Source organism: Blastococcus sp. LR1 (genome assembly GCF_020166105.1).
Taxonomy (GTDB): domain Bacteria; phylum Actinomycetota; class Actinomycetes; order Mycobacteriales; family Geodermatophilaceae; genus Blastococcus.
Map to the genome: position 1 here is coordinate 96637 of NZ_JAIUJY010000006.1, position 19365 is coordinate 116001.

Genomic DNA, 19365 nt, shown 5'->3' on the forward strand with positions numbered 1-19365 from the left:
GCAGGGCTCAACCACACCACGATCGCCGCCACGGTGCCCCTCCACACCATCCCTCGCGCAGGTGGAGGGCGGGCGCGAGGACCGGAGGGCGACTCCGTGGCGTGCCACTATGACCGCGTGGCGCACACCTCTGCCTCGGCCGGCGCGCTGCTCCGGCACGTGCGGACCGGTCGCGCCCGGAGCCGGGCGGACCTGGTGGCGCTCACCGGGGCCTCGCGAAACACGGTCAGCGCGAAGGTCGACCAGCTGATCGCGGCGAACCTCCTCGAGGAGGGTGGGCGCGGCTGGAGCACCGGCGGCCGGCCGCCGACGATCCTGCGCTTCAACAGCGGTGCCGGCTGCATCCTCGCCGTGGACCTCGGGGTCACCAGCGTCGACGTCGCCGTCACCGACCTCTCCGCCCACATCCTCGCCACGGTCGGCCACCCGATCGACATCGCCGACGGGCCGGGTCCGGTCCTGGCCGAGGTGGACCGGCTCGCCCAGAAGGTGCTCGCCGAGGCCGGGCTGACCCCCGCCGACGTGTGCGCCGTCGGGGTCGGCGTCCCTGGGCCGGTGGAGTTCTCGACCGGGCGGCCCTCGCACCCGCCGATCATGCCGGGCTGGCACGACTTCCCGATCCCGAGCGCGTTCGCCCGATACGAGTGCCCGGTCTACGTCGACAACGACGTCAACGTGATGGCGCTGGGCGAGATCGGCGTCGAGGGGTCGGTCCAGGACCTCCTCGTGGTGAAGGTCGGCACCGGCATCGGCTGCGGCGTCATCGTGGAGGGCCGCGTCTACCGCGGGGCGCAGGGCAGCGCCGGCGACATCGGGCACATCTACGTCCACCCGGCCGACGGGCGCACCGTGGTCTGCCGCTGCGGTAACGAGAACTGCCTCGAGGCGATCGCGGGTGGCGGCGCGCTCCTCCGGGACGCCGTCGCCGCGGGCCTGGCGGTCGAGTCGACCCGCGACGTCGTGGAGCTCGCCCTCCGCGGTGACGGCTCTGCCCTGGAGCTGGTCCGGGACGCCGGCCGGACCATCGGCACCGTGCTGGCTGCGTTGGTCAACTTCTTCAACCCGCACCGGATCGTCATGACCGGCGGGGTCGCGCAGGCCGGGGCGCCGCTGCTGGCCGGCATCCGCGAGGCCGTCTACGGCCGGTCGATGCCGCTCGCGGCCCGCGCCCTGGAGATCACCGTCAGCGACGCGCCGGACAGGTCCGGCCGCGTGGGTGCCGCCCTCATGGCGATCGAGGAGTTCCTCGACGAGGACTCCGTCCAGTCCCTCGCCAGGTAGACCGAGCAAGCCGGGCAGCACCTGCCAGGTCGTGCCGAGTGGGCCCGGAGGGTCCGCGCAGGCGCGACGCAACGGCTCAGAGCAAGCCGGATGCCCTTGACCGCGGTGCGACCCGGAGGGTCGCACTGTCACGACATCTCGGTTCGGTAACCCTGCCGCTCACCCTTGACCGCCTGTGGTCCGGGTCATATGTTGCCGCCTGAACAGACTAATAGTCAGAACTGAGCAAAAGTCCGGGTGATGGTGTGCAGGGTGATCCGCGGTCGACGAGCCCGCTGCTGGAGATGCGGGGCATCGTCAAGACGTTCCCCGGCGTCCGCGCACTCGGCGGTGTCGACCTCGACGTGCGCGCCGGTGAGGTGCACTGCCTGCTGGGCCAGAACGGCGCCGGCAAGTCGACGCTGATCAAGGTCCTCGCCGGGGCGCACCAGCCCGACGAGGGCACGATCGCCTGGTCCGGCGAGCAGGTGGCGCTGGCCGATCCGCAGGCCGCGCTCCGGCTGGGCATCGCCACCATCTACCAGGAGCTCGACCTGGTGGACGGCCTCACGGTCGCGGACAACATCTTCCTCGGCCGCGAGACCTCCCGGTTCGGCATCACCCGGCCCGCGGCCGCCAACCGGGCGGCGGGCGAGCTCCTGACCCGGCTCGGCCACCCGGAGATCCGGCCCACGGCCGAGGTCGGCGCGCTCTCGGCCGCCCAGAAGCAGATGGTCAGCATGGCCCGGGCGCTGTCCCAGGACGCGAAGCTGATCGTCATGGACGAGCCGTCGGCGGTCCTCGACAACGAGGAGGTCCAGCGCCTCTTCGGCGTCATCCGCGACCTCACCGCCCACGACGTCGCCGTCGTCTACATCTCCCACCGGCTCGAGGAGATCCGCGAGGTCGGCGACCGGATCACCGTGCTCAAGGACGGGCGCACCGTCGCCACCGGGCTCCCGGCCCGGGAGACCCCCACCCGCGAGGTCATCACGCTGATGACCGGCCGCACGCTCGAGTACGTCTTCCCCGAGCGCCGCGGCGTCGACGGCGGAGCCGCGCCGCTGCTCGAGGTCGAGGGCCTGGGGCTGCGCGGTCACTTCGAGGGCGTGCACCTCACCGTCCGTCCCGGCGAGGTCGTCGGGCTGGCCGGCCTGGTCGGGTCGGGGCGCTCGGAGATCCTGGAGACGATCTACGGGGCCCGCCGATCGACGTCGGGAACCGTGCGGCTGGCCGGCGGTCGGCTGCGCCCCGGCGACGTCGGCGCCGCGGTGGCAGCGGGCATCGGACTGGCGCCCGAGGAGCGCAAGAGCCAGGCGCTGCTGCTCGACGACTCGGTCTACCGCAACATCACCGTCTCCAGCCTGGACCGCTTCGCCCGGGGCGGGCTGCTGTCGGGCCGGGCCGAGCGGGCCGCCGCGCGGGAGCAGGTGCAGGCGCTCGACGTCCGGCCCACCGACGAGACCCGGATCGTCCGCACGCTGTCGGGCGGGAACCAGCAGAAGGTCGTGCTGGCCCGCTGGCTGCTGCGCGACTGCCGCGTCCTGCTCCTCGACGAGCCGACCCGCGGCGTCGATGTCGGCGCCCGGTCGGAGATCTACGCGCTGATCCGCGGCCTCGCCGACCGCGGGGTCGCCGTCGTCGTGGTCTCCAGCGAGATCCCGGAGGTCCTCGGGCTCGCCGACCGCGTCCTGGTCATCGCCGACGGCGCGGTCGTCGCCGAGGCACCGGCCGACTCGCTCGACGAGCACCGCGTGCTCGACCTGGTCATGGAAGGCACGCCGCACACCGGCACAGCACTGCACGAAGGGGATGTGGCATGAGCGAGACGGCGACGGCGACGAAGCGGGGGAGCATCTCTGCGCCGGCATCGAACGGCGGCCGGGCGGGGCTGATGGCCGGTCCGGTCGGGCGCAACCTCGGCCTGGTCGTTGCCCTGGCCATCCTGTGCGCGGTCGGCGTGATCACCGCCGGTGACCGGTTCGCCGACATCGACAACGTGCTCACGATCCTGCGGCTGGCCTCGGTCGTCGGCGTCGTCAGCATCGGCATGACGTTCGTCATCATCGGCGGCGGCATCGACCTGTCGGTGGGTGCGCTGGTGGCGCTCTCCTCCATCTGGGCCACGACGCTGGCGACCCAGACGATGGCCGAGGACTTCCACTGGATCGTCATGGTGGTCACCGCGATCCTGGTCGGCGCGATCGCCGGCCTGATCAACGGCGTCATCATCGCCTACGGGAAGCTCGTCGCGTTCATCGCGACCCTGGCCATGCTCGTCTCCGCCCGTGGGCTCGCCGAGATCATCGCCAACCGGCGCACCCAGATCGTCCAGGACCGCGACTTCCTCGACTTCTTCACCGGCGGCGTCCTCGGCATCCCGACCCTGGTGATCATGTTCGCCCTGGTCTCGGCGGCCGGCTGGGTGCTGCTCAACCGGACGACGTTCGGCCGCCGGACCTTCGCCGTCGGCGGCAACGCGGAGGCGGCGCGGCTGGCCGGCATCCGCGTGCAGCGGCACACCGTCAAGCTCTACGTGCTCTCGGGGATCACCTGCGGCATCGCCGCCGTGATGCTCATGGCGCGCACCACCACCGGCAGCTCGACCCACGGCACCCTCATGGAGCTCGAGGCCATCGCCGCGGTGGTCATCGGCGGCACCCTGCTCATCGGCGGCCGCGGCACCATCGTCGGCACCGTCCTCGGCGTCCTCATCTTCATCACGCTCGGCAACGTCTTCACCCTGAACGACCTGTCGAGCTCGGCCCAGGCCGTCGCCCGCGGCGTCATCATCGTGCTCGCGGTCCTGCTGCAGATGCGGCTGGCCGGCGGCGAGGGCCGAGGCCGGAGAGCGACGGCACCAGCGGCGGGCGGGCCGGGTGGCGTCACGAGCGGCGCGGGCAGCGTGCCCGGCTCACCCGCCGGCGGCCGCCAGGGCGGCGCGAGCGACCCCACGACCTGACCCTCCGCGGGTCAGCAGCACCCGGCGGGCCGCCCGGCCCCCGGCGCACCACCGCACGGCAGCACCGACGACCTGGCGACGACGCCAGGTGCGGAAGAGCGAGGAGAGACCCATGTCTGCAACGAGGCAGCGCGGCTACCGCCGCGTGACCACCACCGCGGTCGCGTTCATCGGCGCCGGCGCGCTTCTCGCCGGCTGCACCGGGAACACGCCGGAGAGCTCGGGCGGCGGTGGCGGCAACAACGCGGCCAGCGACAACGACGAGCAGGGCGACACCGTCGTCATCGGCTTCTCGGCCCCGGCCGCCGACCACGGCTGGATGGCCGGCATCACCGAGGCCGCCCGTGCGGTCGACGAGGAGTACGAGGACATCGAGCTGCGCGTCGCCGAGGGCACCAACGACGTCAGCACCCAGATCAGCCAGGTCGAGACGTTCATCAACGACGGCGTCGACGCCATCGTGCTGCTGCCCTTCGACGGTGCCGCCATGACGCCGGTCGCGCTGCAGGCGATGGAGGCCGGCATCCCGGTCATCAACGTCGACCGCGAGTTCGACAGCCCGTTCGCCGCCCGCGCCACGGTCCTGGGCGACAACTACGGGATGGGCGTCTCGGCCGGCACCTACGTCTGCGAGCAGCTGGGTGACCAGCCCGACGCCGTCGTCGCCGAGATCGCCGGCATCGACTCGCTGCCCCTGACCCAGGACCGCAGCCAGGGCTTCGCCGACGCGCTCGCCGACTGCGGGCTGGACGTCGACAACCGGGTCGCGGCCGAGTTCACCGTCGAGTCCGGTGAGGCCGAGGCGGCCAACCTGCTCCAGGCCGCGCCGAAGATCGACGCCATCTGGAACCACGACGACGACCAGGGCGTCGGCGTCCTGGCCGCCATCGAGAACGCCGGTCGCGACGAGTTCTTCATGGTCGGCGGCGCCGGCTCGGCGAACGCGATGCGGGCGATCCAGGAGGGCGACTCGGTCCTGAAGGCCACCGTCATCTACCCGCACACCCAGGCTGCTGACGGCGTCCGGCTGGCCCGGCTCGTGGCGCAGGGCAAGAGTGTGGCGGACCTGAACTCGCAGGGCGTGCCGCGCACGATCGTGCTCAACGCCCCGGTGGTCACCTCCGAGAACGTCGAGGACTTCATCGACGCCGCCTTCGAGTCCTGACCGATCTGCCCGGGAACGCCGGGTGCGCACGTCGCACCCGGCGTTCCCGCCCTCCCGAGGAGCCCGCATGACCTCCCCTCCGCTCGGCAAGCCTTCTCTCGGTGTCGGCCTGATCGGCTACGCGTTCATGGGTGCCGCGCACTCGCAGGCCTGGCGCACCGCCCCCCACTTCTTCGACCTCCCGCTGCATCCGCGCCTGTCGGTGCTCGCGGGCCGTGACCCCGCTCGCGTGGCCGACGCCGCGCAGCGGCTGGGCTGGGAGGCGACCGAGACCGACTGGCGCGCGCTGATCGGGCGCGAGGACGTCGACCTGGTCGACGTCTGCACGCCCGGTGACACCCACGCCGAGATCGCGATCGCCGCGCTGGAGGCCGGCAAGCACGTCCTGTGCGAGAAGCCGCTGGCCAACACCGTGGCCGAGGCCGAGGCGATGGCCGATGCCGCCGCTCGCGCCGCGCGCAACGGCGTCCGGTCGATGGTCGGCTTCACCTACCGCCGGGTGCCGGCCATCGGACTGGCCCGCCGGCTGGTCGCCGAAGGGCGGCTCGGCACCATCCGGCACGTGCGGGCCCAGTACCTGCAGGACTGGATCGCCGATCCGGCCGCGCCGATGTCGTGGCGGCTGGAGAAGGAGAAGGCCGGCTCGGGCGCGCTGGGCGACATCGGCGCGCACATCGTCGACCTCACCCAGCACATCACCGGACAGGCGCTCACCGGCGTCAGCGCGATGCTCGAGACGTTCGTGACCGAACGCCCGCTACCCGCCTCCGCCGGCTCGCTGGCCGGGGTCGGGGGAGCGGGGACCGGCACCGTCACGGTGGACGACGCCGCCGTCTTCCTGGGCCGCTTCACCGGCGGCGCGCTCGGCACCTTCGAGGCCACCCGCTTCGCCCTCGGCCGCAAGAACGCCATCCGGATCGAGATCAACGGGTCCGACGGCAGCCTGGCGTTCGACTTCGAGGACATGAACGTCCTGCACTTCTTCGACGGCGCCGAGCCCGACGAGACCGCGGGCTTCCGCCGCATCGTCGTCACCGAGCCGGGCCACCCCTACGTCGGCAACTGGTGGCCGGCCGGGCACGGGCTGGGCTACGAGCACGGCTTCACCCACCAGGTCGTGGACCTGGTGACCGCGATCGCCAAGGGGGAGGACCCCACGCCGTCGTTCGCCGACGGACTGCAGGTGCAGCGGGTCCTCGACGCGGTCGAGCGCAGCGCTGCGAACAACTCGTCGTTCACCCGCATCGAAGGAGTCTCCTGATGCCCCGACCCGTCACGCTGTTCACCGGCCAGTGGGCCGACCTGCCGTTCGAGGAGGTGTGCCGGCTGGCCTCCGGGTGGGGGTACGACGGCCTGGAGATCGCCTGCTGGGGCGACCACCTCGACGTCGAGCGCGCCGCGAACGACGACTCCTACGTCCAGGAGCGCCTCGATCTCCTGTCGCGGCACGGCCTGCAGGTCTTCGCGATCTCGAACCACCTCAACGGCCAGGCGGTCTGCGACGACCCGATCGACGAGCGGCACCGCGGAATGGTCAACCCGCGGGTGTGGGGCGACGGCGACCCCGAGGGGGTCCGGCAGCGGGCCGCGGAGGAGATGAAGCTGACCGCCCGCGCGGCGGCCCGGCTCGGCGTGAAGACCGTCGTCGGCTTCACCGGCTCCAAGATCTGGAAGACCGTGGCGATGTTCCCGCCGGTGCCCGACTCGATGATCGAGGACGGCTACCGCGACTTCGCCGACCGCTGGAATCCGATCCTCGACGTCTTCGACGAGGTGGGGGTGCGGTTCGCGCACGAGGTGCACCCGTCGGAGATCGCCTACGACTACTGGACGACGGTCCGCACCATGGAGGCGATCGGGCACCGCGAGGCGTTCGGCCTGAACTGGGACCCGTCGCACTTCGTCTGGCAGGACCTGGACCCGGTCAGCTTCATCTGGGACTTCAAGGACCGGATCTACCACGTCGACTGCAAGGACGCGAAGAAGCAGGTCGGCAACGGGCGCAACGGCCGGATGGGCTCGCACCTGCCCTGGGCCGACCCGCGGCGCGGGTGGGACTTCGTGTCCACCGGGCACGGCGACGTCCCGTGGGAGGCCTGCTTCCGGATGCTCAACACCATCGGCTACGACGGGCCGATCTCGGTGGAGTGGGAGGACGCCGGCATGGACCGGCTGGTGGGTGCGCCCGAGGCGCTGGAGTTCGTGCGCCGGCTGGCCTTCGACCCCCGGGCGGCCGCGTGCGACGGCGCCTTCTCCCGGGCCATCTGCGCGCGTTGTTTATCTGGTCTCCTGATCACGGGGGGTCCTGGCACACCTTCGCGGGTGCGCCAGGACCCCTCATGCTGAGCTAGGACGGTCAGCGGCTGCCGCGGCGCGAGCGCGAGCTGAACGACGCCGCGGACGACGAGCCCGCGCGGGCGGCGAGCTCGGCGCGGGTGCGCGCCGGACCCGAGGCCCGGGCGGAGCCGGAGCCGCCGCGGGAGCCACCGGAGGAGGAGGCGGCCTTCGGCGCGCCGCTCCCGGAGCGACCGCCGCCACCACCACCGCCACCACTGCGACGGCGACCGCCGCCACCCTGCTGCTGCGGCTGCTCGACCACCGGGGCCGGCTCCACGTAGGGCGCGGCCGGGCCGATCAGCGCGGTGATCTCCCGGGCGCCGGGCTTGATCGCCGAGACCTCGGGGGTGATGCCGGCCTGGCGGGCCAGCGTGCGGACCTCGCCGGCCTGGTCGGGCGTGGCGATGGTGACGACGGCGCCCTCGGCGCCGGCGCGGGCGGTGCGGCCCGAGCGGTGCAGGTAGGCCTTGTGCTCGGCCGGCGGGTCGACGTGCACGACGATGGCGACGTCGTCGACGTGGATGCCGCGGGCGGCGATGTCGGTCGCGCAGAGCACGCGGGTGTCGCCGGTGGTGAACGCCTCGAGGTTGCGCTCGCGGGCGTTCTGGCTGAGGTTGCCGTGCAGGTCGACGGCGGGGACGCCGGCCGCGGTCAGCTGCTTGGCCAGCTTCTTCGCCTGGTGCTTGGTGCGGGTGAACAGCACGCTGCGGCCGAGACCGGAGGCGAGCTCCTGCACGATGCGGGCCTTGTCGGTGGCGTCGACGCGGAAGACGTGGTGGGTCATGGTGCTGACCGGGGCCACGGCCGGGTCGACCGAGTGCGTGATCGGGTTGCTCAGGTAGCGCTTGACCAGCACGTCGACGCCGTTGTCCAGCGTGGCGGAGAAGAGCAGCCGCTGGCCGACCTTCGGGGTGCGGTCCATGAGGCGCTTCACGCCGGGCAGGAAGCCGAGGTCGGCCATGTGGTCGGCCTCGTCCAGGATCGTGATCTCGACGGCGCCGAGATCGCAGTGGCCCTGCTTGATGAGGTCCTCGAGCCGGCCGGGGCAGGCGATGACGACGTCGAGGCCACCGGCGAGCGCCTGCACCTGCGGGTTCTGGCCGACGCCACCGAAGATCGTCGTCGTCTTCATCCCGAGGGCGCGGGCCATCGGGTCGACGACGGCGGCGACCTGGTTGGCCAGCTCGCGGGTCGGCACCAGGATCAGCGCGCGCGGCCGCTTGGCCTGGCGCTTGCTGTCCGACGCGGCGAGGCGGGCGACCAGCGGGATGCTGAAGGCGAGGGTCTTGCCCGAGCCGGTGCGGCCGCGGCCGAGCACGTCACGCCCGGCGAGGCTGTCGGGCAGCGTCGCGACCTGGATCGGGAACGGCGCGTCGATGCCGCTGGCCGAGAGGACCTCGACCAGGGGCGCCGGGACGCCGAGCGCGGCGAACGTGGTGTCGGTCGGCAGCACGGTGGCGTCGGACCCGACGGGGACGACGGTGGCGGCCGGGGCGGCGGCCACGGGGGTCTGCTGGGTGTCCTGCTGCTCGCCCGCGGGGCGGGCGCCGGTGCCACGGCCACGGCCGCCGCGACGACGGCGGGGCCGCCCGTCAGCGGCGGGGGTGGACGGGGTGGTGTTCTGCGAAGTCATCGGTTCCTCGACACTCGAGTGGCCGCACGAGCACCTCGGCACGGGCGAGCGCAACGCTCCTGCGCATGCGCAGGGCGGGCTCACATCGTCGGCGAGACGTCGGTCAGCCTGGCGCGCCTCGGTGGCGCAGCCTAGGCCCGACGTCGATTCCTGCCGCTCCGGATGAGCGAGGGCGGCGCCGGTATCGACCACTCAACCAGACCGGGCCCGTCCGCGGTCCGATTGCGGGGGAGTGTCAGGTCACATCGGGTGAGGCCGGATCGCTGCGGAGCAGGGCAGCCGGGGCGCTGTCAGGGCGGCTGCGCCGTCGGCCATGCTGGGCTCCGTGACGAGCACCGCCGCGCCGCGCACCTCCCGCATCCACCCCGCCTGGTGGGTCGCGGCGGTGACCTTCCTGGCGCTGGTCGGTGCCGCCGCCTTCCGGGCGGTCCCGGGGGTGCTGATCGATCCGCTGCGCGACGAGTTCGGCTGGTCGGTGTCGACGATCTCGGCGGCGGTCGCGGTCAACATGGCGCTCTACGGGCTCACCGCGCCGTTCGCCGCCGCGCTGATGGAGAACTTCGGCATCCGCCGCGTGGTGATCTCCGCGCTGCTGCTCACCGCGCTGGGCAGCGGACTGACGGTCTTCATGACGACGAGCTGGCAGCTGATCCTGCTGTGGGGCTTCGCCGTCGGGCTGGGCACCGGCTCGATGGCGCTCTCCCTGGTCGCGACGGTGACCGGTCGCTGGTTCGTGGCCCGCCGGGGTCTCGTGTCCGGCGTCCTCACCGCCGGTGGCGCGACCGGGCAGTTGGTGTTCCTCCCGCTGGTGGCGTGGGCGGACCAGAACTGGGGCTGGCGGTCGGCCTCGCTGGGCACCACGGCCGCGGCGCTCGCCGTCGTCCCGCTGGTGGCCTGGTTGCTGCGCGACCGGCCGCGCGACCTCGGCGTCGTGCCCTACGGCGGCACGGCGGCGGACGACCGCATCTCGGAGGACACCGAGCCGGTGCGCGCCGGAGCCGCCCGGACCGCGGTCACCGGCTTGCTCGAGGCGGCCCGGCGCCGTCCGTTCTGGCTGCTGGCCGGCGGCTTCTTCATCTGCGGGCTGTCGACGAACGGGCTGGTGCAGCCGCACTTCATCCCGGCCGCGCACGACCACGGCATGCCGGTGACGACGGCCGCGGGGTTGCTCGCCGTCGTCGGGATCTTCGACATCGCCGGCACCGTGCTCTCGGGCTGGCTGACCGACCGGGTCGATCCGCGGGTGCTGCTGCTGGCCTACTACGGGCTGCGCGGGTTCTCGCTGTTCCTGCTGCCGCCGCTGTTCGGGCCGGACCTGCACGTCAGCATGATCGCGTTCATCGTCTTCTACGGCCTGGACTGGGTGGCCACGGTGCCGCCGACCCTCGCGCTGTGCCGGGAGCACTTCGGCGCCCGCGCGCCGATCGTGTTCGGGTGGGTGTTCGCCTCGCACCAGCTGGGCGCGGCGGTGGCGGCGTTCGGCGGGGGCGTCATCCGCGACGTCACCGGCTCCTACGACCTGGCCTGGTTCCTGGCCGGCGGCTTCTGCATGGCGGCGGCGGTCATGTCGATCTCGATCCGCCGCAACCGGCCGGCGCCGCCGAAGACCGCGCTGCCGACCGATCCGGTGACGGCCGCCGCCGACCAGGCCCACGGCTGACGGCCTGGTCGGCTACCGCGTCAGCGCGAGGCGGCCAGCTGCGCCGCAGGGATGCGACCCAGGATCAGGTCGGCGGCCCGCTCGGCGAGCATGATCGTCGGGGCGTTCGTGTTGCCCCGCACCAGCGTCGGCATGACCGAGGCGTCGACGACCCGCAGGCCCTCGATGCCGTGCACCCGCATCTGCGAGTCGACGACGGCCATGGGATCAGAACCGTCGCCCGCGCCCATCCGGCAGGACGACACCGGGTGGTACAGCGACTCGAGGGTGTCGCGCACCTTCTCCCGCAACGCCTCGCGACCCTGCGTGGCGCTGCCGGGCGACCACTCGTCGGCCAGCACCGACGACAGCGGGCCGGTGGCGCCGATCTGCCGCGCCTGCTCGACGCCGGAGACCAGCGCGTCGAGGTCGCGCTCGTCGGTGAGGTAACCGGCGTCGATCGCCGGCGCCCACGTCGGGTCGGCCGAACGCAGCCGCACCGAGCCGCGCGAGTGCACGTGCACCAGCACGACGGCGGCGGTGAAGGCCTCGGCGTCCGGGTCGATCTCCGCCTGCTTCCAGAACTTCACCGGAAGGAAGTGCATCTGCAGGTCCGGCTCGGTCACGTCCGGGTTCGACTTCGTGAACAGCCCCGCCTCGGCGAGGTTGGAGGTGAGCGGCCCGCGGCCGGTCAGCTTCCAGCGCGCCACGTTCAGCGGCGTCTCGGCCAGGCGCAGCGACGTGCCCGAGCGGGTGTTCCAGACCACCGGGACCAGCGGGTGGTCCTGCAGGCCGCCGCCCACGCCGGGCAGGTCGTGGACGACGTCGACGCCGACCTCGCGCAGGTGCTCGGCCGGGCCGATGCCCGAGAGCATGAGCAGCTGGGGGGAGTTGACCGCACCGCCGGAGAGGACGACCTCGCGGGTCGCCCGCACCGTGTGCAGCTGGCCGCCGCAGCGGTACTCCACGCCGGTCGCGCGGCCGCTCTCGACGAGCACGCGGGTGGTCAGGGCGCCGGTCTTCACGGTCAGGTTCGGCCGCCCGGCGGCGGGGTGCAGGTAGGCGTCGGCGGCCGACCAGCGGCGGCCGCGCTTCTGCGTCACCTGGTACGGCCCGACCCCCTCCTGCGAGGCGCCGTTGAAGTCGGGGTTGCGCTGGTAGCCGGCGGCCACCGCCGACTCGACCACGGCCTCGGTCCAGGGGTGCGGGCTGCGGAGGTCCTCTACCCGGAGCGGGCCGCCGACGCCGTGCCACTCGTCGGCTCCTCGGGAGTTGTCCTCCATCCGCTTGAACAGCGGGAGGACCTGGTCGTAGGACCAGGAGGGGTCGCCGGTGAGCTCGGCCCACTCGTCGTAGTCCGCCTTGGCGCCGCGGATGTAGATCATCGCGTTGATCGACGACGAGCCGCCGAGCAGCTTCCCGCGCGGCCAGAAGAGCTTGCGGCCACCGAGGCCGGGCTGCTCGTCGGTCGTGTAGTTCCAGTCGAGCCGCGTGCGCCAGACCTTGTAGAGGCCGGCCGGGGCCTGGACCTCGAGCACCTTGTCGTCGCCGCCGGCCTCGAGCAGGAGGACCCGCAGCGAGGGGTCCTCGGTGAGCCGCCCGGCCAGCGCGCTGCCGGCCGAACCCGCCCCGACGACGACGACGTCGTACTCCTCGTGTGCCATGGGGGCGTTCACCGGTGCTTTCCGTGGACCATGCCCATGACGCGGGCGAGGGCGTCGGCGGCCGATGCGGGCCGGCTGAAGCTCATGAGGTTGACCGGCAGGGCGTAGTTCTGCCGGGTGATGGCCTTGGCGCGGGTGAACTCCTTGAGCCCGTCCTCGCCGTGGATACGGCCGAATCCGGAGTCGCCGACGCCGCCGAAGGGCAGCGCCGGGACCGAGGCGAAGGTCAGCACGGAGTTCACCGACGTCATGCCGCTCTTCATCCGGCGGGCGAGGTCCAGGCCGCGCTCCTTGGACTTGGAGAAGACCGACCCGGCGAGGCCGTACGTGGTGGCGTTGGTCCGCGCGAGGGCCTCTTCGGCGTCGCGCACCCTGGTGATCGTGATCGTGGGGCCGAAGGTCTCCTCCTGCACCGCCGAGGAGTTCTCGGGGACGTCGAGCAGCACGGTCGGGGCGACGTAGCCCTCGGCCGGGTAGGCGTCGGCGTCGGTGCCGCCGGTGACCACGCGGGCGCCCGCGGCGGTCGCGTCGGCGACGTGCCGGTTCACGATGTCGATCTGCGACGGCATGGTCATCGGGCCGTAGGTCGCCTCGCCGTCGGAGCCGGGGCGCAGGTTGCGGACCTGGTTGGTGACCTCGGTGACGAAGCGGTCGTAGACGGCCTCGGTGGCGTAGACCCGCTCGATGCCGATGCAGGTCTGCCCGCCGTTGCTCATCGAGCCCCAGACGGCGGCGTCGGCGGCGGCGACCACGTCGGCGTCGTCGTCGACGATCATCGCGTCCTTGCCGCCGAGCTCCATGAGCACCGGGGTGAGGGTCTCGGCGCAGGTGGCCATGACCTTCTTGCCGGTCGCGGCCGAGCCGGTGAAGGCGATCTTGCCGACGTGCGCACGGCACAGCGCGGCGCCGGTCTCGCCGAAGCCGGTGACCAGCTGGAAGGCGTCGGGCACGTCCGGAACGGCGGCCCGCCAGGCAGCCGCCAGCCAGGCACCCACGGCGGGGGTGTACTCCGAGGGCTTGAAGACGACGGCGTTGCCGGCGGCCAGGGCGTAGGCGATCGAGCCCATCGGCGTGAACACCGGGTAGTTCCACGGGCCGATGACGCCGACGACGCCCAGCGGCTGGTACTCCAGGTACGCGGTGTGGTTCGCGGCCAGCAGACCGGTGGGCACCTTGCGGGGGCCGAGCGACTTGCGGGCGTGCCCGCCGGCCCAGGCGAGGTGGTCGACGGCCAGGGTGATCTCGAGGATCGCGTCGGCGTGCGGCTTGCCGTTCTCCCGGTGCACCAGGTCGGCCAGCTCGTGCATGCGCCGGGCGAGGTAGCCGCGGTAGGCCGAGAGGCGCTGCTTGCGCCCGTCCCAGCCCAGCGCTGCCCACTGCTCCGCGGCGGTGCGCGCCCGGGCGACGGTCTCCTCGACCGCGGCGGCGTCGTGCACCGGGAAGACGCCGACCACCGCACCGCTGGCGGGGGCGGTGGACTCGAAGGTCTCGGTCGTGCTGTGGCGGTCGACGGTCCCCGCGGTACCGGCGTCGACGGCGTCCAACTCTTCGGCGAGCGACATGGTGATGCACGTTACCCGCGGGGGACAGGCATCGCGGCGTGGGTCGCCCGGTCGGGGTCAGGCGCTCCGGTCGCTGCCGTCGACGACGGCCCAGGCGGTCTTCAGCCCGGGCTCGGAGTACCAGCCGTGTGCCGTGGAGAGGTCGGCGACGAGGTAGAGGCCGAACCCGCCGAGGCCCGGGTCGCGGCCCTGCGCAGGGGACGGCGGGACGTCGGCGGCGGAGTCGCGGACGGCGATCAGCCACTGGTCGTCACGGCGGCCGAGGACCGCCGCGACGGGTGCGCCACCGTGCCGGAGGGCGTTGGAGGTGAGCTCGTCGGCGATCAGGACGAGCTGCTCGGACCAGTGGTCCTGCTCGGGGTCGCGCACGGTGGGGCTGCCGGTCATGGATGCGCGCAGCCGTGCCCGGAGCGCCGCGAGCTCGCCCAGCCCGCCGAGCTCCTGGCACCAGACCTCGGGGAAGGCGTGCGGTGGGCGCGCGGACTGCCACAGCGCCACGCGACCTGCCTCTCTCCCGCCGGCGATCCCCGCCGGTCCTCGCCGCACCCCTGCCCGTTCGACGGCGCGCCGAACCCTCGCCTCACCCGAAGGTGACAGGTGAGACGAGGGAGCGGGGTCCTTCTACTACTGGCCCCAGCGCGGGATGCCGGAGGCGCCGGGGGCGTGGCCGTGGGTGGCCGGACGGCCACCCTTCTTCCGGACACCGGGGCTCCCGGAGCCCGGCGCGGGCGCCACCGCGGTCCAGCTGGAGAACAGCGACAGCCACTGATCGCTGGTCAGCGCCGTCGGCCGGGTGGTGGGGACGAGGTTCTCCTGGTGCAGCCAGCGGACGCCGGCCGTTCCGGGCAGCTGGGAGCGCAGCAGCGGACCGAGCGGAGCCGAGGGGGAGGCCAGCACGGCGTGCGCGAGGCGGTCGAAGGCGGCGGCCTCCGACTCCGGAAGTGCGGCGCGGGCATCGGCGGCGGGCGCGTGGCTGAGAGGGGCAGGGCGTGACAAGGGGTACCTCCGCGGGGGGAAGGGGCACAGGGCGTCCGCGGGCCACCGGGGCCCGCCGGGAACGCGAGGGAGCGAGCGCCCGGCAGGACCGGGCGCGGACGGCGGGCGGAAGAAGTCCGGCCCGCGGCAGCGTCAGCTCAGGAGGTGCGCATCCGCACGAAGTACCGCATGGCGAGCACCGTAGGCCCGCCTCCGCCGACGTGTCGAGCGGATTAGTCGGAGCCTTCCTGGGCCGCCTTGCGGGCCTGGTGGGCCTCCCAGCGCGCCCGGTCCTTGGCGCGCGCACCGGCGTTCCGGTCCCACTTCTCCTGGCGCTTGCGGGCCCGGACGAGCTCGCGCTCCTCGAAGGTCTCGTGGGAGTCCCAGTCGTGTGCGAGGACGGCCATGGCGACCCCGACCACCAGGACGATCGCCACGAACGCGGCGAGGTAGGGGTCCAGCACCAGGAACGAACCGCCCGCGACGGCGAGGCCCAGGACGACGGCCACCACCAGGAGGGGTGGGACGGTGCGGGACGACGGGCTGCCCTGGGTCACCCGCCCAGTATCCGCCGCCTCCGCCTGGGAACCGGGCCGCGGCGACGTAACGCTGGTCTCACCGGGGCTGTTCCCCGGGAGTGTCGTGACCTTGCCGGCCTTGCGCCTGGACCATCCGGTCCCTACGGTCGGGTGGACGGTTCAACAGCAGCCGTGTTTTGCCAGTGCTGGTCGTCGTGTTCGCGCCCGCAGGCTCACTGGTCCGGTACACGCCCGAGAGGGGCACATCCGTGACCGCTTCTTCGCTCGACCGTCATTCCATGTCTGACGACTTCCGTTCTACCGACGTCCTCGACCTGGGTCTTGTCACGCTCGTCGTGTCGGGCCCCGCCGCCCTGCCCCGCATCGCGGCCACGGGCGAGGTCGACTGCACCACCGCGCCGAAGTTCCGCGAGCGCGTCGAGCAGCTGCTCGACGCCGGAGCCCGCGAGGTCACCCTCGACCTCACCGCGGTGACCTTCCTCGACTCCGCCGGCCTCTGTGCGCTCGCGACCCTCCACCGCCACGCCACGGCCGCCTCCGTCGAGCTCCGCGTGCTCGCCGCCACCCGCGCGGTCATCCGCCCGATGGAGATCACCGGGCTGTGGAACCTGCTCGGTGGCCAGCGGGTTCAGTCGCTCGCTTCCTGACCTGCGCGTCACAGAGGCCCCTGCCGGTTCGCCGGTGGGGGCCTCTGCGCGCGGTGCTCCTGGGGGCGGGGCAGACTCGGACCCGTAGTCCGGCCCGTCCGGGGCCGAAGGCGGATCTACGAGGAGGACTCCCGTGCGGGATGCGGTCATCTGCGAGCCCCTGCGAACGCCGGTCGGCGGATTCGGGGGCTCGCTGCGCGACGTCCCCGCCCAGGAGCTGGCCGCCACGGTCATCCGGGCACTGATGGAGCGCACCGGGCTGCCGCCGGAGTCGGTCGACGACGTGCTGCTCGGGCACTGCTACCCGACCATGGACGCCCCGGCCATCGGCCGCGTCGCCGCCCTGGACGCCGGTCTCCCGGTGACGGCCTCCGGTCTGCAGATCGACCGCCGCTGCGGTTCGGGGCTGCAGGCCGTCGTCTACGCCGCGATGCAGGTGCAGTCCGGCGCCTCCGACGTCGTCCTGGCCGGTGGCGCGGAGTCCATGAGCAACGCGCCCTTCTACTCCACGGCCATGCGCTGGGGCGTCAAGGCCGGCCCCGGCGTCCTCCTGCAGGACGGCCTGGCGCGCGGCCGGGTCACCGCGGGCGGCCAGAACCACCCGGTGCCCGGCGGCATGCTCGAGACGGCGGAGAACCTGCGCCGCGAGTACAAGATCTCCCGCGAGGCGCAGGACGAGTACGCGGTCCGCAGCCACCAGCGCGCCGCCGCCGCCACCGAGGCCGGCCGGTTCGCCGACGAGATCGTCCCGGTGACGGTGAAGCAGCGGAAGAGCGAGGTCGTGGTCGACCGCGACGAGCACATCCGCCCCGACTCCAGCGTCGAGACCCTCGCCAAGCTGCGCCCGATCATGGGTCGCGACGACGACCAGGCCACGGTCACCGCCGGCAACGCGTCCGGCCAGAACGACGGCGCGGCGATCGCGATCGTCACCACTCCGGAGAAGGCCGCCGAGCTGGGCCTGCGCCCGCTGGCCCGCCTGGTCTCGTGGGGCGTGGGCGGCGTGCCGCCGAAGACCATGGGCATCGGCCCGGTCCCGGCCACCGCCAAGGCGCTCGACCTCGCCGGCATCACGCTCGCCGACGTCGACCTCATCGAGCTCAACGAGGCCTTCGCCAGCCAGGTCCTCGCCGTCGCCCAGGAGTGGGGCTTCACCGACTCCGACTGGGACCGCACCAACGTCAACGGCTCCGGCATCTCGCTGGGCCACCCGGTCGGCGCCACCGGCGGCCGCATCCTCGCCACGCTGCTGCGCGAGATGGACCGTCGCGAGGCCCGCTACGGCCTGGAGACGATGTGCATCGGTGGCGGTCAGGGCCTGGCGGCTCTCTTCGAGCGGGTGGCCTCCTGATGGCCCGCGTCGCGATCGTGACCGGTGCCGCCCGCGGCATCGGGGCCGCCACCGCGCTGCGGCTGGCCTCCGACGGCTTCGCCGTCGCCGTCGTCGACCTGAAGGAGGACGACGCCCGCGGCACCGTGCAGGCGATCGAGGCCGCCGGCGGCCGGGGTCTCGCCGTCGGTGCCGACGTCGGCGACGCCGACCAGGTGCAGGCCGCCGTCGACCGGATCGCCGCCGAGCTCGGCCCGCCGGTCGTGCTGGTGAACAACGCCGGCGTCACCCGCGACAACATGCTGTTCAAGATGAGCGACGCCGACTGGGACGTGGTCATGCACGTGCACCTGCGCGGCTCGTTCCTCATGACGCGGGCGGCGCAGAAGCACATGATCGAGGCGAAGTTCGGCCGGATCGTGAACCTGTCGTCGACCTCGGCGCTGGGCAACCGCGGCCAGGCCAACTACGCCACGGCGAAGGCCGGCCTGCAGGGGTTCACGAAGACCCTGGCGATCGAGCTGGGCAAGTTCGGGGTGACCGCGAACGCGATCGCGCCGGGCTTCATCCAGACCGAGATGACCAAGGCCACGGCCGAGCGCATCGGCGAGGACTGGGAGTCCTACGTGGCCAAGCGCGCCGCGGCGATCCCCGTCGCGCGCGCCGGTGTCCCCGAGGACATCGCGCACCTGGTCTCGTTCTTCGTGAGCGAGGGCGCCGGCTTCATCTCCGGTCAGGTCGTCTACGCCGCCGGCGGCCCCCGAAACTGAAGAAGACGGATCAACTGCTGGGATCGCGGTCGGGATACCGCGCGCGGGCGAGGGCGTAGACCCCGAACGCGGCGAACCCGACCGCGGTCCCGGCCAGCAGCCAGGGTCCGGCGGAGACCCCGGCGATGGCGGTCATGGCGCCGTCCAGGCCGGTGGCGTCGGTGACGTCGGAGGAACCCGCCGCCCGCCACAGCAGCACGCCGACCAGGCCGAACGCGATGCCCTTGGCGAGGTAGCCGACCCGGCCGATGCCCTCGATCAGCGGCTCCCAGCGGTCGGGGGCGGCGGGCAGGTCGATGTCCTTCATGAAGCCGCCGGTGATCCCGCGGGCCAGCGTGTAGAGCCCGACCGCGACGACGCCGGCCGCGGCGACGTACACCGCCAGGCTGCCTCCGGGGATCTCCAGCACCTCCTCGGTGAGCTCGGGCAGCCGCTCGTCGGCCTCGTACTCCAGACCGAAGGCGAACAGCAGCGCGGTGATCCCGAGGAAGCCGTACACCCCGCCCTTGACCAGGCACTTCGCGCAGACGACGGCGGTGCGGCGCCGGCGGGTGGAGTCGAGCAGCCCGCGCCACCAGAGCAGGATCTCCGCGGCCTGCCAGAGGCCGAGGCAGATCAGGCCGAGCCCGATGGCCCAGAGCAGGGCGCGCCCGCCGGGACCCTGGCCGACGGTCTGCAGCGCACCGGTCTGGTCGGCGTCCGCGCCACGGAGGCCCAGCGCCATCCGGGCGGCCAGGAACGCGATGAGCAGGTGCATCGCCCCGTAGGCGACGAGGCCGACGCGGGCCAGGTGGGTGAGCACCGGGTGGTCGGTGACCTCCCGGGCCCGGTCGACGGCGGAGCGCACCCGTTCCAGCAGGGAGCGGGCGGCGGGCACGCCGC

The 19365-nt window shown here is 73.1% G+C and carries 17 protein-coding genes; 10 read left to right on the top strand and 7 right to left on the bottom strand.

All coding sequences use genetic code 11. The features are described 5' to 3' along the window. The first annotated feature begins 117 nt into the window (after positions 1-117). The 6 genes from LBW97_RS17340 (at position 118) to LBW97_RS17365 (ending at position 7733) form a co-directional block, all read left to right on the top strand. Entirely contained in the window at positions 118-1281 is a 1164-nt protein-coding gene (locus LBW97_RS17340) for an ROK family protein (protein ID WP_224500608.1), read from the top strand. A 245-nt stretch (positions 1282-1526) separates the two neighbouring features. Then, on the top strand, positions 1527-3083 hold the full coding sequence (locus tag LBW97_RS17345; protein WP_224500609.1) for a sugar ABC transporter ATP-binding protein: 1557 nt from the start codon (positions 1527-1529) through the stop codon (positions 3081-3083). Then, complete coding sequence (locus tag LBW97_RS17350) at positions 3080-4222, top strand: ABC transporter permease (RefSeq protein WP_224500610.1); 1143 nt, start codon at positions 3080-3082, stop codon at positions 4220-4222. The genes LBW97_RS17345 and LBW97_RS17350 overlap by 4 nt, the downstream gene beginning before the upstream one ends. Before the next feature lie 112 nt (positions 4223-4334). Beyond that, complete coding sequence (locus LBW97_RS17355) at positions 4335-5387, top strand: substrate-binding domain-containing protein (RefSeq protein ID WP_224500611.1); 1053 nt, start codon at positions 4335-4337, stop codon at positions 5385-5387. A 67-nt stretch (positions 5388-5454) separates the two neighbouring features. Further along, positions 5455-6648 (top strand): Gfo/Idh/MocA family protein, encoded by a 1194-nt coding sequence (locus tag LBW97_RS17360; RefSeq protein ID WP_224500612.1) that lies wholly within the window; start codon positions 5455-5457, stop codon positions 6646-6648. Next, entirely contained in the window at positions 6648-7733 is a 1086-nt protein-coding gene (locus tag LBW97_RS17365; protein ID WP_224500613.1) for a sugar phosphate isomerase/epimerase, read from the top strand. Before LBW97_RS17360 ends, LBW97_RS17365 begins: the two co-directional genes overlap by 1 nt. A gap of 10 nt (positions 7734-7743) precedes the next feature. On the opposite strand, the gene LBW97_RS17370 is transcribed toward LBW97_RS17365, so the two are convergent. Next, complete coding sequence (locus tag LBW97_RS17370) at positions 7744-9357, bottom strand: DEAD/DEAH box helicase (RefSeq protein ID WP_224500614.1); 1614 nt, start codon at positions 9355-9357, stop codon at positions 7744-7746. A 325-nt stretch (positions 9358-9682) separates the two neighbouring features. On the opposite strand from LBW97_RS17370, the gene LBW97_RS17375 reads away from it, so the two are divergent. Next, a complete protein-coding gene (locus tag LBW97_RS17375; protein ID WP_224500615.1) occupies positions 9683-11017 on the top strand; it encodes an MFS transporter in 1335 nt (444 codons plus the stop codon). A 20-nt stretch (positions 11018-11037) separates the two neighbouring features. Here the strand turns inward: LBW97_RS17375 and LBW97_RS17380 are convergent, their stop codons facing one another. The 5 genes from LBW97_RS17380 to LBW97_RS17400 all read right to left on the bottom strand — a co-directional run bounded on the left by LBW97_RS17380 (position 11038) and on the right by LBW97_RS17400 (position 15754). Beyond that, positions 11038-12672: a GMC family oxidoreductase gene (locus tag LBW97_RS17380; RefSeq protein ID WP_224500616.1), complete on the bottom strand. Its 1635-nt coding sequence runs from the start codon at positions 12670-12672 to the stop codon at positions 11038-11040. Next, positions 12669-14222, bottom strand: a complete 1554-nt coding sequence (locus tag LBW97_RS17385) for an aldehyde dehydrogenase family protein (RefSeq protein ID WP_224500617.1) — start codon at positions 14220-14222, stop codon at positions 12669-12671. Before LBW97_RS17385 ends, LBW97_RS17380 begins: the two co-directional genes overlap by 4 nt. Positions 14223-14279: 57 nt before the next feature. Beyond that, positions 14280-14720 (bottom strand): ATP-binding protein, encoded by a 441-nt coding sequence (locus tag LBW97_RS17390; RefSeq protein ID WP_224500618.1) that lies wholly within the window; start codon positions 14718-14720, stop codon positions 14280-14282. Between the two features lie 126 nt (positions 14721-14846). Then, positions 14847-15218 (bottom strand): hypothetical protein, encoded by a 372-nt coding sequence (locus LBW97_RS17395; RefSeq protein ID WP_224500619.1) that lies wholly within the window; start codon positions 15216-15218, stop codon positions 14847-14849. 212 nt (positions 15219-15430) lie between these two features. After that, complete coding sequence (locus LBW97_RS17400) at positions 15431-15754, bottom strand: hypothetical protein (RefSeq protein ID WP_224500620.1); 324 nt, start codon at positions 15752-15754, stop codon at positions 15431-15433. 260 nt (positions 15755-16014) lie between these two features. On the opposite strand from LBW97_RS17400, the gene LBW97_RS17405 reads away from it, so the two are divergent. The 3 genes from LBW97_RS17405 (at position 16015) to fabG (ending at position 18483) form a co-directional block, all read left to right on the top strand. After that, positions 16015-16383 (top strand): STAS domain-containing protein, encoded by a 369-nt coding sequence (locus LBW97_RS17405; RefSeq protein WP_224500621.1) that lies wholly within the window; start codon positions 16015-16017, stop codon positions 16381-16383. Positions 16384-16516: 133 nt separating this feature from the next. After that, positions 16517-17734 carry an acetyl-CoA C-acetyltransferase gene (locus tag LBW97_RS17410; protein WP_224500622.1) on the top strand — a complete coding sequence of 406 codons (1218 nt, stop codon included), beginning with the start codon at positions 16517-16519 and terminating at the stop codon, positions 17732-17734. Further along, positions 17734-18483, top strand: a complete 750-nt coding sequence (gene fabG, locus LBW97_RS17415) for a 3-oxoacyl-ACP reductase FabG (protein WP_224500623.1) — start codon at positions 17734-17736, stop codon at positions 18481-18483. Before LBW97_RS17410 ends, fabG begins: the two co-directional genes overlap by 1 nt. Before the next feature lie 10 nt (positions 18484-18493). Here fabG and LBW97_RS17420 read toward each other — a convergent pair whose 3' ends face one another. Then, positions 18494-19360 carry a DUF1206 domain-containing protein gene (locus LBW97_RS17420; RefSeq protein ID WP_224500624.1) on the bottom strand — a complete coding sequence of 289 codons (867 nt, stop codon included), beginning with the start codon at positions 19358-19360 and terminating at the stop codon, positions 18494-18496. Positions 19361-19365: the final 5 nt, after the last annotated feature.